Annotated in this window: 12 protein-coding genes; 5 read left to right on the top strand and 7 right to left on the bottom strand. The window is 58.2% G+C overall.

All coding sequences use genetic code 11. The features are described 5' to 3' along the window. Positions 1 to 525: 525 nt before the first annotated feature. Positions 526 to 1,530 carry a GlxA family transcriptional regulator gene (locus tag AB4Z48_RS25460; RefSeq protein WP_441619089.1) on the top strand — a complete coding sequence of 335 codons (1,005 nt, stop codon included), beginning with the start codon at positions 526 to 528 and terminating at the stop codon, positions 1,528 to 1,530. A 49-nt stretch (positions 1,531 to 1,579) separates the two neighbouring features. Here AB4Z48_RS25460 and AB4Z48_RS25455 read toward each other — a convergent pair whose 3' ends face one another. Further along, on the bottom strand, positions 1,580 to 1,906 hold the full coding sequence (locus AB4Z48_RS25455; RefSeq protein ID WP_441619087.1) for a DMT family transporter: 327 nt from the start codon (positions 1,904 to 1,906) through the stop codon (positions 1,580 to 1,582). A gap of 740 nt (positions 1,907 to 2,646) precedes the next feature. Here AB4Z48_RS25455 and AB4Z48_RS25450 point away from each other — a divergent pair. From AB4Z48_RS25450 to AB4Z48_RS25435, 4 genes are all read left to right on the top strand, one after another. After that, positions 2,647 to 3,636, top strand: a complete 990-nt coding sequence (locus AB4Z48_RS25450; RefSeq protein WP_441619085.1) for an SLAC1 anion channel family protein — start codon at positions 2,647 to 2,649, stop codon at positions 3,634 to 3,636. 266 nt (positions 3,637 to 3,902) lie between these two features. After that, a complete protein-coding gene (locus tag AB4Z48_RS25445) occupies positions 3,903 to 4,862 on the top strand; it encodes a GlxA family transcriptional regulator (RefSeq protein ID WP_441619083.1) in 960 nt (319 codons plus the stop codon). A gap of 401 nt (positions 4,863 to 5,263) precedes the next feature. Next, complete coding sequence (locus AB4Z48_RS25440) at positions 5,264 to 5,881, top strand: hypothetical protein (protein ID WP_441619081.1); 618 nt, start codon at positions 5,264 to 5,266, stop codon at positions 5,879 to 5,881. Between the two features lie 106 nt (positions 5,882 to 5,987). Next, entirely contained in the window at positions 5,988 to 6,260 is a 273-nt protein-coding gene (locus AB4Z48_RS25435) for a hypothetical protein (protein WP_441619079.1), read from the top strand. A 607-nt stretch (positions 6,261 to 6,867) separates the two neighbouring features. Here AB4Z48_RS25435 and AB4Z48_RS25430 read toward each other — a convergent pair. The 6 genes from AB4Z48_RS25430 to AB4Z48_RS25405 all read right to left on the bottom strand — a co-directional run bounded on the left by AB4Z48_RS25430 (position 6,868) and on the right by AB4Z48_RS25405 (position 13,336). Beyond that, complete coding sequence (locus AB4Z48_RS25430; protein ID WP_441619077.1) at positions 6,868 to 7,596, bottom strand: DsbC family protein; 729 nt, start codon at positions 7,594 to 7,596, stop codon at positions 6,868 to 6,870. A 212-nt stretch (positions 7,597 to 7,808) separates the two neighbouring features. Then, on the bottom strand, positions 7,809 to 9,080 hold the full coding sequence (locus tag AB4Z48_RS25425) for a dicarboxylate/amino acid:cation symporter (protein WP_441619075.1): 1,272 nt from the start codon (positions 9,078 to 9,080) through the stop codon (positions 7,809 to 7,811). A gap of 491 nt (positions 9,081 to 9,571) precedes the next feature. Beyond that, positions 9,572 to 9,823 (bottom strand): hypothetical protein, encoded by a 252-nt coding sequence (locus AB4Z48_RS25420; RefSeq protein ID WP_441619073.1) that lies wholly within the window; start codon positions 9,821 to 9,823, stop codon positions 9,572 to 9,574. Between the two features lie 377 nt (positions 9,824 to 10,200). Next, complete coding sequence (locus AB4Z48_RS25415) at positions 10,201 to 11,160, bottom strand: GlxA family transcriptional regulator (protein ID WP_441619071.1); 960 nt, start codon at positions 11,158 to 11,160, stop codon at positions 10,201 to 10,203. Between the two features lie 1,329 nt (positions 11,161 to 12,489). After that, positions 12,490 to 12,882 (bottom strand): hypothetical protein, encoded by a 393-nt coding sequence (locus AB4Z48_RS25410; protein WP_441619069.1) that lies wholly within the window; start codon positions 12,880 to 12,882, stop codon positions 12,490 to 12,492. 121 nt (positions 12,883 to 13,003) lie between these two features. Continuing rightward, positions 13,004 to 13,336 carry a hypothetical protein gene (locus tag AB4Z48_RS25405; RefSeq protein ID WP_441619067.1) on the bottom strand — a complete coding sequence of 111 codons (333 nt, stop codon included), beginning with the start codon at positions 13,334 to 13,336 and terminating at the stop codon, positions 13,004 to 13,006. Positions 13,337 to 13,348 lie beyond the last annotated feature (12 nt).

Below are 13,348 nucleotides of genomic sequence, written 5' to 3'. Positions count from 1 at the left end.
CCTTCATTGAACCGAATCGAGCAAATCCCCAGCAAACGAATCGGTCCATTTCTCCAATGAATCTTTCGCTCTCTCATTCAGAGCCATCGCTAACCGGACCGCCGGATCGCTTCATCTGCGACGCTACGCCAAGCCGATTAACTCCAGGAACATTCTCGATTGCGGTGCTTTCCGGGTAAAGAGTCCCCACGCGGCATGGCCCGCCAACCTTGGGACAGTTTCCGCCACTACGGTTAGGCGGCCCCTTGAGCCGCCTGCAAAGAACGATCCACCGCACATCGGTCTAACCGAAATTTCAACTACGGTCATCAATGCCCCGTGAGTTGAAACCAGAAAAGCTCCACAACCCGAGACGATAGTTACCTCGCACGCGACTTGTGGATGCACATTACGTTAATTCCATCTTCATGATCTGCCCGGCAACAGATTCAGACTTTGATGCATGACATACGGCCATCTTAGCGACATTGTTTGGTTTAAATAATAGACTCGTTTCGTATCATCCAAGACCGGAATTTTCCCATCATGCACATAGCTATCTTGATCTTCCCGGGCGTGCAATTGCTCGATGTCGTCGGCCCAATGGATGTCTTCAGCGAGGCGGCGAGACAGGCAGGAAGCCCTCACGCGTATCGAATCAGCTTGGTGGGAATCGACGGAAACGTTGTCATCGCTTCCAACGGCATCCGTGTTACGCCAAACATGACCATTGCCGATTACCTCGGGGACATTGATACGCTACTGGTACCCGGGATGCAGAACAGGACGGCAATGGCGGTCGGGGAGATCACCGTGCAATGGCTGAAAGACCAGGCAAAAGTCGTGCGCCGGCTGGGCTCCATCTGCTCTGGCGCCATGGTGCTGGCCAACGCAGGGCTGCTGGACGGGAAGCGTGCCACGACCCACTGGGACGCCACAAACCAGCTCGCCGCCAGGTTCCCTCGTGTTCAGGTCGAGCCCGATAGGCCCTACATCAAGGATGGGCAGGTCTATTCATCCGCTGGCGTTACCGCCGGAATGGACTTGGCTCTCGGGATGGTCGAGGAAGACTTTGGGAAGTCCGTCGCGATGAAAGTGGCGCGGGAGCTTATCATCTTCCCGCGCAGGCTCGGAGGGCAGCTCCAGTTCAGCGGGCGTTCATGTGGCCCGCGGGTGCGGCCGCACGGTGAGATTTTCGAGGTGCAGGAATGGGTGCGCCGAAACCTGGACAAGCCGCTGACGATTGAGCAACTAGCCCTGCAGGCTGCCATGAGCCCGAGGAACTTCCAGGCGAAATTTGAGGAGGAGGCCAAGGTGGCACCAAGCATCTTTGTCGAGTCTGCCCGTGCAACCGAGGCAAGCAGACTGCTGAGGGAGACCACTTACCCGATTGCAAAGATTTGCACGATGTGCGGATTCTCGGATTCCAAGGAGTTCCGGTTCGTCTTTCGGCGACACTATGGGGAGAGCCCGCTCGCCTACCGCAGACAATTCGCCGGGCAGGCAAAGTCCGTTGACCCGACGGGTGGCCACGATGGCATGCAGGGATAGGGCGTCCAGCAAGCCAAGGCCGCCCCGGGGTTGGGCGGCGGGCGCCGTGCTAGGCCGCCTCCCCTCCAACCAGTCTCAAGCCAATCACGCCGCAGAGAATCAGCGCCAGGCAAAGGATTCGAGCGCCGGTTATTGAATCCCCAAGGAAAGCCATGCCCACTGCCGCGGTACCCGCCGCGCCAATACCCGTCCACACGGCGTATGCGGTGCCAACCGGGAGGCTACGCAGAGACAGCGTCAGCAGAACAATACTCGTCAGGCCCGTGGCGATGGCGAACAAACTGGGCCCTGGTCGACTGAACCCCTCCGACCACTTCATCCCAAACGCGAAAGCTATTTCCAGTAGTCCAGCAATAGATAGAATAGTCCAAGCCATATTTAATCCAATGTAAGTGGCGCCGAAATGACAGGCGCTATCCTCCCCCTGGGCAACGGCCCGGAATAATGTGCAGGCGTGCCATGGTGCATTGCGCATGGATTCCAGGATAAGGAGGACGGGGTAGCCTTCCGCTCGCGCGATGAGTACCGAGCATTCTGTACTACTAATTCTCCGTTTGACGGACAGCTTGAGTTCACTTCCGGCCAGACCGCTCTTTCTTTGAGCCTGGTCTACGCGTCAACGCGGATGGAATCACAACCCGCTGCTCGGCGTAGGCAAACCTGCAATTTCGGCCGTACTGAAAGGGCTATCTGCCACTGTCCGTATTTGCGGCGCCGTGCAGCGTACGCTGCACGCTGGAGGAAACGATGTCCCCTGCGCTCGTATGGGGGCGGGCCGGCGAGCCGGTGTAGTCCGTCCAGGGGTGAGGGCCTGGTTCCGAGAGGGCGTGTGATTTGCGAGGCCGCTGGCTGGCGACTTTCGCGTAGCGTGCTGCACCTGGGAAGGCCAATCCGGCCTCAAATACGACAAATTCGGCCATGCTGTTTTGGCTGGCAGAAACCAGATCGAAGGTTGGCCGAAACTGCCACATCTTGCATCTTTCAGTCGCGCACTCCGGCTACCATAATTCAGTCATTCCCAACGGGCCAACAAATCTGCGAGCCGAAGCATACGGCTAGCCGGACCCGTTTTCCTGGGTACGCTGCAAAATCAGACAATTTTTCGTGGAGCTTGAGATGAGTACGACTGTAAGTCATTCCGCTGGAGCAGAGGTCAAAACACACTCGGTCAGGCATTTGCCCGTCAACCTTTTTGGCGCGGTAATGGGTATCTCTGGCCTGTCTCTAGCGTGGCGATTGGCTCATCGGGCCTTTGGCGTCAACCCGGTCATTGCTGAAGTCATTGGAATTGTCGCAATTCTCACGTTCGTGGTTCTGTCTATCGGCTACATAGCCAAATGGATTAAGTATCCGGCGACCGTGCACGGCGAATTCACTCATCCTATCGCCGGCAACTTCTTTGGAACCATTACCATTGGCATACTCCTGCTTTCCTCAGTCTTGGGCTTCTATAGCGAGTCGCTGGGTCAGGTAGTCTGGGGGGTGGGCGCAGTTCTTACCATTGTTCTGAGCTTTATCATCACTGCCCGCCTTTTCAAGGGTAAGCAGGACCCTACGCATGCAGCCCCGGCGTGGCTTATCCCCGGTGTTGCGACGTTGGATATCGCCGTTGCGGGCGGGACGATGCCGATGGCCTGGGCACACGAAGTGAACATGTTTGCGGTCGCGGTCGGAACGATGATGGCGATGGTTTTCTTCACCATGATCTTTTCGCGTGTCGTGCACCACGAGCCGCTCCCCAAGGGGATGGTTCCCTCGCTCATCATCATGATTGCGCCGTTCGAAGTTGGATTTCTTGCATACGTGAACGTCGCTCAGCATGTCGATATGTTCGCGTCGCTGCTCTTCTACTTCGGCTTCTTCCTCTTTATCGTTCTCGGCTTCAAAGTCTTCCGCCGCTCGATTCCTTTTGCTGCGTCCTGGTGGGCGATTAGCTTCCCGATGGCTGCCCTGGCGAATGCCGCACTGAAATATGCACTCTTTGCCAATACCTGGCCGCTGACGCTAATCGCCGGCCTCATCCTCGCCATCCTTACGATTGCGATTGGCATCTTGTTCATTCGCACGCTTCACCTGCTCTTCAGCGGCCGCTTGCTGCTTGGCTGAAGTCGCTAGACCTGCGCCGCACGTTCCCGAGCCGGGCCCCCGATAGACGGCGGCCCGGCAACCCGCGGCAGAGGGCAATTCCCCGGGTGCTCCGCACGGGAAACGCACGGCCTCCGTACAAGGGGAAGGCAGCGTAGTTTCAAGAAAGATGGCAACCAGACTCCCGCGCCAAATACAGCCAATGATGGCGCAAACACGGACCCCCAAAGGCCGGTTGACCTTTTCTGATTAAACAGCACGCAACAGGCCTCGACCAATAAGCGACCATGAAAGTAGCCGTACTTGCATTTCCGGGCGTCCAGATGCTTGATGTGGTTGGCCCAATTGACGTGTTCAACGAAGCCGCCAGGCAGGCTGGAAATCCGGGCGCATACACGTTCGAAATCATCACGCCGGAGCGCGGCGAAGTCCGGGCATCAAATGGCATGACGTTCTTCTCCGACGCTGGCATCGCATCAGCGAGTGGTGACATTGACACGCTTCTTGTTGCAGGCAGCCCGAAGATGCGCGAAATCGAGGAGCAAGCGGCCCTGCTCTCCTGGCTCGTGCAGCAAAGCAAACGGGTGCGCAGGCTTGGCGCCGTGTGTTCGGGGGCGTTCTTGTTGGCCCGTGCCGGTCTTCTGGATGGAAAGAGGGCTACGACGCACTGGAACGCATCGACCCGCCTGGCGAGCACATTTCCCGCCGTAACCGTGGAACCTGACCGTATCTACATCAAGGATGGAGCTACCTACACATCCGCAGGCGTTACCGCGGGCATGGACTTGGCATTGGCCTTGGTCGAAGAGGACTTCGGTCGCGGTGTGGCGTTGAAAGTCGCAAGAGAGTTCGTGATGTTCCTCAAACGGCCAGGTGGGCAATCGCAATTCAGCGCTCACCTGGCGGCCCAGACCGCTGAGAAGAGCGTTATTCGCGACGTGCAGAACTGGGTGCTTGAGAACATTGAGAAGCCCCTTTCCGTAGACCATCTTGCGCTGCACGCAGGAATGAGCACGCGGAACTTTGCCCGCATGTTCAAGCGCGAGTCGAACACGACACCGGCCGAATTTGTCGAAGGGGCTCGTCTGGACGCCGCGAGGCGGATGTTGGAGGAAACTGCCAATCCCTTGAAGCGGGTCGCGGCACTCTGCGGATTCGGCGACCCCAATAGCCTTCGCCGCGCATTTGTTCGTCGCCTCGGCGTCACACCGGCAGACTACAGGCGCCGGTTTCGGACTGCCACCTAGCTCGCCCCAACACCGCGTACTCACTCAAAGCGGCCCCACGAATCGGATTTCAAATGCTCAAACGGAAGGTGTTTGTAGATGGAGTGGAAACTCCCGTTGGCCTTACCCTGTGGGGGCTATTGCGGAACAGGTCCGATTTGGAACTATCATGCTATGAGCCCTTCGTCCACGAGGGGCGTGTGTCGCGGATTGACATCGCCCGAGAGGCCGATTTCGCTATCCTCTGTGGGAATGCCTCCTCCTCCCTCGAGCTTCTGGGACATCTGCACGAGGGGCCCCGAATCATCGATACCAGTGGAGCATATCTCTCAGGTGGTGACGTAGTGTGCGGTCTCCCCGAGTTCTTCCGGGAAAACTCTGCTCTCATTCGCGAAGCACGCGTTGTAGGGATTCCGAACGCTGTGGCAAGTGCCTCCATTTCGCTGTTGCACCCCCTGTTTGAAGCTGGATACCTGGCCCCCCGCCTGCCGATAAGTATCCATGCGGTGCAAGGATATAGTGCACTGGAGGCTAGCGAGACCAGGTCGCGCGCGGAAACCGCGGCCCGCGCGGAGCGCGCCGTCTTCCGGACTTTGCAGACAACCTCCATTGACCGTGAACTGCGGGAAATCAAGCGATGGACCCGTCCCCCGCAAGCGATACAGCTTGCCACAAGCATAGGAAACTTTGCGCGTGGCACCGCCGTACACATCCCACTGTTCCAATCCAACCTCACGCCGCATCACACGCTGGAGGACGCGTACTCCTTGCTGGAGCGCTGGTACCTTGATTCATGTCACGTCAGGGTGACACGAGGCGCCACCCCAGCCGACGGCATCGCCGTAGGCGAAGTCAGTGACACCAACATCCTGGAACTCTACTGCCTGCCGGGAAGCTCCGAGGAAAGCGGGTTGCTTGCTGCGCGATTGGACAATCTTGGGCGCGGCTCGGCCCGAGCTGCGATTCAGGCCCTGAATATCATGCTCGACAGGAGGGCCGACTTTGCGCTTGACGGCTGCTTGCAACCCGAGTGCAGGTAATAGGTTCTCCATGCTTGGAGCGGGCACTCGGTAGCCCGCTTTTGCATCGGCGGAGAATATCCCGAATGGAAGACCAGGCTGTACGTTTGCTTAGGATGGTTACAAGATGGACTGCGAACTTCGTACCGCGGACGATGCGGGCGCCGGCGGTTTGGCATGGCTTGGCATCTACGCCAACAGAATCGTCGATGCCAGTGACTATCGGCTAATTTCCCAGGCCGTTAGCTTGGTGACCGAGACCATGTATCTCGAAGTACTCCCGCTGGCCTCGGATGGTTGTCTATTTCGCTGGCGATTCGAGGCGGAGTATCGCACTGCCTACATGGAAGCTTTCAGAGCGGTCTTCGCATTCGTAGGCATTCCGCTAGCTATTCGTTAGCGCCCTCAGAGAAGGACTGAAGGCGGCCTCGGGAATGAGCCTGATCCAGGGCACACGCCACCTGTCTCATCAGCGCTGCTGGTGACGCTCGATGGTGAAGTCTCGAGGCATCTCCTGCGGCTGCTCCCATCGAGAGAACCTCTCTCTTTCCCTTTCCCTTTCCCTTTCCCAATCCCGATGCCGGTGTTCCTCGCGCGGAGGAGCGATGACACATGCACTCAACAGAACCACCGAGCTGATACCCACTACAACGGCGCGCTTCACAATTTCTACCTTCATACGAGTTCTTGACGCCGTGGAGGTTATCTCGGTCCGCAAGCGCGATGTGTATGAGTATTTTGTGTCGATGTCATAAACGGAGACAAATTGCGCTGCGCTCGCACTTTGGCGGCTGTCCGCGCTGAACGAAACCAACTGGGCACGAGTCTATCCAGTTTCCCGTAGCACTTCCGACTGTCCGGCCTGTGTTGCCCTCTTCCCGGAAAGACGCCATTCCCGGCTGGCTTCGCGATTCCTTCCACGCAACGGACACCCCTCGTCGCTATCGAACACCAATCGCGCGTAGCGTTGATCTGTAGGCGCACTCGGCCTGCGCGAACTGTAAGTGCTATCTCCTTTCGGCGCTCAACCTGCGCTCGAGCGTGACCACGTCGGCAGCACCGGCCAGCCGCGTGCCGTCAGCAAAGAACACGCCGGGCGTGCCCGTCACGTTCAGCTTCCTGCCCAGCCGAAGGTTGTCGGCAATAGGTGTCTTGCAGTTGGCCTTCCCTGCCGGGGCAACTTTCCCAAGCATCCAGTCTCGCCAGGCCTTGGTCCTATCCGCCGCGCACCAGATCTGCCGGGCCTTGAGCTCCGAATCGTCGGATAACACCGGCATAAGGAAGGTGTAGACGGTCACATCGTCAATCTGACGCAAATTCTGCTCAAGCCGGCGGCAGTACGGGCAGTTTGGGTCCGAGAATACGGCCATCTGCCGGCTTCCATTTCCCTTGGTCCACTTCAACGCGTCGGCGAGAGGCAGGTCAGACCATTTGATGCGATTCAAGTCGGCAAGGCGCTCTTCCGTCAGGTTGGCACCGCTCTTTGCATCAACCATCACGCCGTTGATGATGTATCTCGCGGAGCCATCCGTGTACACCAAGCCACCACCAATGCTGACCTCGAACAAGCCGGGAATCGGTGTCTTTGCGACTCCCTTGACTTCGGCACGGCCGTCCAGCATTTTCTTCATTTCCGCGGCAATTCTGTTACTGTCCGGGTCCTCTGGCGCATTGGCTGAGGCAGCGGATGCGGCGCAGGTAACCGCTGCCATGGCGAAGAACAGTCCTGTGCTCATGCACGCCGTCATGAACGCGGACGGTCGCCCTGGTTTCTTTTCGAGCATATCTTTGAAGGTGGCCTTTCAGGCCGCTGTGAGTAATTCGGAATAGGTTGGCCGGCACGCCTGCGAGTCGGACGGGTTGCCCTCGACGACTCTCCAAACGGCCGCAGCTTTCACCAGAAATTCGAAGCGCGAGTCGCGGCGTTCTCTACACCCCGCCTGGGGCCCTACGCCGTCCTGGGGGTATCCAGGCTCGACCGCGCAGCGGAGGAGCTTTGCAGTCCTCCCTCGCTCTTTGCGACCACGGCCGTAGCCAACGCATTCCCAAGGACGTTCGTAACCGTGCGAGCCATGTCGAGGATATGGTCAACGCCAAGCACGAGCAAGATGCCGGCTTCCGGCAGTCCGAACATCGGCAATACGGCCGCGACGACAACGAGGGAGGCCCTGGGAACGCCCGCAATCCCCTTGCTTGTCACGAGCAAGACCAAGAGCATCGTAATCTGCTTCGTCAGGGACAACTCGATGCCATAGACCTGCGCGACAAACAGCGCCGCGAACGAGGTATACATGATGGAGCCATCAAGATTGAACGAGTAACCAAGCGGAAGGACGAAGCTGACAATACGGTCCTTTACGCCGAAGTGCCCGAGATGCTCGACCACCTTCGGGTAAGCCGACTCACTACTTGCCGTAGCAAAGCCCAATAGAAGCGGAGCACGAATCTCGCCAAGCAACCGGAATACATCTCGCCCGAGGAACCAGTAGCCTGCACCGATAAGAATGACCCAGAGTATCGCCAGCGACAGGTACACGCTGCCGAGCAGTTTTCCATAGACGAGGAGCACGCCGACACCCTGGGTAGAGATGACCGCGGAGATGGCGCCAAACACGCCGGCCGGAGCAAAGGCCATCACGTAGTTGGTCAGCTTGAGCATCACGTGCCCGAGTCCGTCGATGGACAGGAGTAGCGGCTTGCCGACGCCATCCTTCATGGTGCCAAGTGCGGCACCGAAGAACACGGAGAAGACCACAATCTGGAGTATCTCATTCGTCGCCATCGATTCAATGACGCTCTTCGGGAACATATGAGCGATGAAGTCTCTCAAGTTCAAAGCATTGGTTTTCAAGTTCGAGGCGGCGTCCGCGGCTGGCAGCGGCAGATCCATGCCAAGCCCCGGCGTCAAGACGTTTGCCATAACGAGGCCGATCACCAGCGACGTGATGGAAGCAACAACGAACCATGCCATCGCCTTGAGACCAATGCGACCCACCGCCTTCCCGTCGCCCATGCCCGCGATACCGCCTACAAGCGTCGCAAACACCAGCGGTGCAATGATCATCTTGATCAGACGGAGAAAGACGTCGCTGAGGATGGAGAGATATCCACTAATCGACTTGGCCGCTTCCGCGCCGGCCAAGAAGTGAACGGCCGTGCCGACGAGCACGCCGAGTACCATCGCCACAAATATGTATAGGGGCAACCTGTTTGATTTCATGATGACGCTATTCTTGAAGAGGACAGCCGATACAAGCGCATCGGCGATGAACTGCGAGCCCCAGGGAAGCGAACGGGGACAATTCCGCCGTTCGGCAAGCACCGAGGAACTGATTGGCCAAACACTGTTGACGAGATAGTCGCGCCGGCAAGGTCGATGTAGGCGGGTTCCCGCGAGGTCTGATTGGGCACCGAAGGAACGCTCGGCGGACGCCGGGAAGGCTTGCCTCTCCTTCCTGACGGGCACTTTCGAAGAGCAGAGCTGATGCCACGATTTGGGCCGCGCGCTTGCGCAGGCGCCCCACGTGAACTAGTTTGACTTCGTGGAAAAGCCAACGCGTGGCGCTATACCATCAGTTCAAGCCGAGGGAGCGCACATCCTGTGCCTTCATGCGCCAACGGGGAACCGGAAGTCTTCCCACCAGCTTGGACGCGAGGCTTGAGCGCGCCAGCGGGGCGCAGCGCTCCGACTGCGCCCCCGTCCGGAGCGACTCAGGACACCAACTGCCGGCGGAACTCCGCAATCGGGGCGTGTGGCTGAATCTCCAGGACCTTCCCATCAATCACCAGGCTCGGGAGTCGTTTCACCCCCGCTGCCTCCGCGGAGGCGGTTAGCTCTCCGTGTTCCTCGAGATTGACAACAGTCAGGGAATGTCGGTCGTTGTCAAAGAGGCCTGTCATCGTTTCCACAACGGAAAGACAAATCTTGCAGCCATCGTGATAAAGAATAGCTTCGCGGTTCATGGCATTCTCCGAGTTCTTCAGTTGCGCCGCGCTCACTGCAGTACCAGCGGGTGCGGGTCGTTTGGCTACTGGATTATCGGTGTCCATACCCCTAGTGAAAACCTTGACGAGGGCGCTGTTCCTGCCAATTCAGTGACGCTTCCAGCCAGCCCCACAACCGTAGCGTCGGAGGCCAGGTGCGGCCCGCTTTGGGTCGGCAGATTCAGGGCCATCACCCACGCGCTGTCCATGACGTAATGCGCTGCCCCGCGCGATGACGCGTTGATTCCTTCACTGCGCTTCAGGCGCTACGAAAGTAGCTATGTGAGGGCGAGCTGGATGAAGGCAATTGCTTTGGCATCGGGCGATGCCAGCACCCAATGCCGCGGCGCTGGCAATCACGCCGCAATGCGGAAGCGGCGCCTGTATTCGGCCGGCGAGACGCCAAGTCGCCTGAGGAAGGCTCGTCTGAGGCCATTCGGGTCACCGAAGCCCGTAAGGGCAGCCACACGTTTTAGCGGATTCCTAGTCTCTTCGAGCATCCTGCGTGCGGCATCCAGTCGCGCTCCCTCAACGAAGTCCGCAGGCGTCACGTTGCACTCCTGCTTGAAGATGCGGGCAAAGTTTCGTGTGCTCATCCCCGCATGGGCGGCCAGATTATCCACCGAGAGTTGCTTGTTCAGATTCTCCACCGCCCAATTCTGAACATCCCGAATCGCGCTCTTTTCTGCAGTCTGCGCAGCCAGATGCGCACTAAACTGGGATTGCCCGCCAGGCCGCTTGAGGAACATCACAAACTCACGGGCAACTTTCAGGGCAATCGCCCGCCCAAAGTCCTCCTCTACCATGGCAAGCGCGAGGTCCAACCCTGCCGTGACGCCGGCGGATGTGTAGATATTTCCATCCTTCACATAGATCTGGTCCGGCTCCACCTTTACCTTGGGGAACATTCGGCCCAGCCTGGCGGTTGAGTTCCAATGCGTTGTAGCACGTCTTCCATCCAGCAACCCTGTGTGCGCCAGGAGAAGCGCTCCCGAACAGACCGAGCCAATCCGACGAACCGTCTTGGCGTAGCGATTAATCCAATCTCGTATCGCGGTGTCTTTCTCAACAAGATTCACCAAAGGACTACCCGCGATCAGAAGCGTGTCTATATCGGGGCTGCTGGTATCAAGCGTAGCATCCGGGGTAATCGTCATTCCGTTCGAGGCAGTCAGAATGCCGGGTGTTGGCGACACAATCTCGAACTGGTACGCACCTGGATTTCCTGCCTGACGCGCAGCCTCATTGAAGACATCGATAGGCCCCACCAAGTCGAGCATCTGGACGCTCGGGAAAGCAAGTACAGCGATTTTCATGGCAACAACAGACGTAGATGACCGGATACTTTATTTTAGTCAATTCCGGCCAACGCGCGCGCGCCCTGGCTTGAAGTGCCACTCGATTGGCTGCATCTGAATGCATGTGCAGAAACAGCCATCTCGCATCTACACGACCTGCTGCCGCTAGCTCCTGCCGGAGATGCCGGGCAGGCCTGACTCTGTGCCACCCTCAGCCTGCCATGGGCTGTTAACTCAGAGACACTTGCCGGCTCCCGATGCCGCAGCGGGGTGCAGCTTCAGTGCCGGTGCGAAGCACTGCGACGGCCGACGCACGTGCTATCCGTGGCACGGCTTTGGGCGCGGATACCTTCATTGCGCCGCAGGACATCCGAACCGGCGACCGGAACTTATCGGTAGCGAATGATAGTGATTTCCACGATGCGCCGATTCTCCGCAAGCATCTGGCCACCGGCCTTATGAAGCGATTCGAGCCTTGTTCGCGCCTCTCCAAGCAGGGCAGCGTCACCCCCTGCCTCGCGCACTCGCCCCGCTATGCGAGACAGAAGAATACGGTTCCCAATCCACCCCTCTGGGCTTTCCACGCTTGTGTAGCCGATTCTCTCGTATGCTCTGGGAGGCTCCCCATGTGTCCATACATCCACACCGTCGACAACCTCTCTGGCACCACCGGTTCCATACCGGACCTCCGGCGTACCTTCGTATCGTTGAATCGGAGCTACGCAAGCAGCCAAACCGACGCAGGCCGCGGAAACGAAAATCGAACACCTGAATAGCGACTTACCAATCAGCCTCATGATATTAATAATAAGAGTCCATAATTAAATTAGCGCGACCATCGCAAATAGGCCGTCACGCACAATGCGGGCGATTTTGTCACCTCGATTTTTCTCCGGTGCGCCCGGACATCATCTGTCGAGTTCGTGTACCTCGAAATCGCACGTCGGCCTTAAGCTGGGAAAGACCACGTTCAAGAGTATGCCTTCGAGGCACTCGCGGTTGCGTTCAATCGCAGACGCATCAATGCGTGCCGATACGCGTAGCTGAGCCTTCTCCCCACAACTGCCGGCGCTCGCTATGTCGACAGAAAGTGAACTCCGCAGCAAGCAGGACGATACGCTGGCGGAGAGACCACAGGCGAGCATTTCGTCGTAGATGAGCGAGAAAGGGTTTTGGAGGTCAGACCACGCCTCGGCCAGGCTCGCGGTCAACTCGCGGAGCATGCGAGGGTCTTTCAAGGTCAGAACGTAGTTTATTGATGCTTGGTCTTGCAATGCGCGACTCCCTAGGCTCTTTAAAGGATGCAACCGCCACCAATTTCCTCAGGAAATCGGAGGACCGGAGCGCTTACCTGTGCTTTACGATAAGGATGTCGACTACCAGATTAATGGCTGGATAAGTAACACCGTCCACCACCTCTGTATACGCCTCCTCTTCCCTCTCTCCAACGCGAATTGCCGCGTCCCCTCCAGCACGCGTGACGGCGCGGTCAATTTCGAGTTGAAGAAAGCGATGTGCGAACGGCCCGTTGGGAACGACAATTGAGCGCCGCTCCAGGACGATATGAGATTTGTCATCACTGCGGCCTTCCTTTCGCCTTTCGATGGGCCGCTGTACAACGCTGGCCAAGTCGGCATCGACTTCCCGCAGTCCAGTTCCGAGTGTCAGGGCCTCCGCCAGCGGAAGCCTCAATGCCATCAGCATCAATGCGACCAAAACAACAATGCCTCTCTTCCGCATGAACAATCCTGATATTGGCGTCGGCCACATAAGCAACCGACGACTTTCCGGTGAGTTTCTCCCGAGATGGGCCACTCGATTTGTAGGATGAGCTTTGCCGCCATCGGATTGCCAACAATCGCTACCGGGAAATTGGCGGCGGTCTCCTTCCATTCGCGGCCTGCAGCAAGGGGCCAGCCTTATCCAGGTAGGCAATTCCCATGACGTCGAGTGCCGCGCGGGCAAGCGCAAGGTGGGCAGGCATGTCGGGAAGCTTCACTTCCCATCGAAGCGATGCGCCGTCCAGCGCCATTCTTCTCGAGGTCTGTAGTATCGCGGAGGCTGAAAGGAGATTCTCCATGCTGACCTTTGCGCGCACGAACCGTAGGAAGACATCTTGCGGCGTATCATCATTGCAGCGGACTTCCAGAATGCCGGTTCCTGCCGTGCCATGCATACTTATCAGTTCAATCATCTTTCTACTCCC

This window comes from Cupriavidus sp. 2TAF22 (genome assembly GCF_052115045.1).
Lineage (GTDB): Bacteria > Pseudomonadota > Gammaproteobacteria > Burkholderiales > Burkholderiaceae > Cupriavidus.
The sequence above is the reverse complement of the archived record's forward strand: the minus strand, read 5'-3'. Positions and strand labels throughout refer to the sequence as shown.

Excerpts from the sequence above, each read along its gene's own strand:
- AB4Z48_RS25460 (WP_441619089.1), top strand. The coding sequence starts at position 526 with ATGCACATAGCTATCTTGATCTTCCCGGGCGTGCAATTGCTCGATGTC.
- AB4Z48_RS25455 (WP_441619087.1), bottom strand. The coding sequence starts at position 1,906 with ATGGCTTGGACTATTCTATCTATTGCTGGACTACTGGAAATAGCTTTC.
- AB4Z48_RS25450 (WP_441619085.1), top strand. The coding sequence starts at position 2,647 with ATGAGTACGACTGTAAGTCATTCCGCTGGAGCAGAGGTCAAAACACAC.
- AB4Z48_RS25445 (WP_441619083.1), top strand. The coding sequence starts at position 3,903 with ATGAAAGTAGCCGTACTTGCATTTCCGGGCGTCCAGATGCTTGATGTG.
- AB4Z48_RS25435 (WP_441619079.1), top strand. The coding sequence starts at position 5,988 with ATGGACTGCGAACTTCGTACCGCGGACGATGCGGGCGCCGGCGGTTTG.
- AB4Z48_RS25430 (WP_441619077.1), bottom strand. The coding sequence starts at position 7,596 with ATGAGCACAGGACTGTTCTTCGCCATGGCAGCGGTTACCTGCGCCGCA.
- AB4Z48_RS25425 (WP_441619075.1), bottom strand. The coding sequence starts at position 9,080 with ATGAAATCAAACAGGTTGCCCCTATACATATTTGTGGCGATGGTACTC.
- AB4Z48_RS25420 (WP_441619073.1), bottom strand. The coding sequence starts at position 9,823 with ATGAACCGCGAAGCTATTCTTTATCACGATGGCTGCAAGATTTGTCTT.
- AB4Z48_RS25415 (WP_441619071.1), bottom strand. The coding sequence starts at position 11,160 with ATGAAAATCGCTGTACTTGCTTTCCCGAGCGTCCAGATGCTCGACTTG.
- AB4Z48_RS25410 (WP_441619069.1), bottom strand. The coding sequence starts at position 12,882 with ATGCGGAAGAGAGGCATTGTTGTTTTGGTCGCATTGATGCTGATGGCA.
- AB4Z48_RS25405 (WP_441619067.1), bottom strand. The coding sequence starts at position 13,336 with ATGATTGAACTGATAAGTATGCATGGCACGGCAGGAACCGGCATTCTG.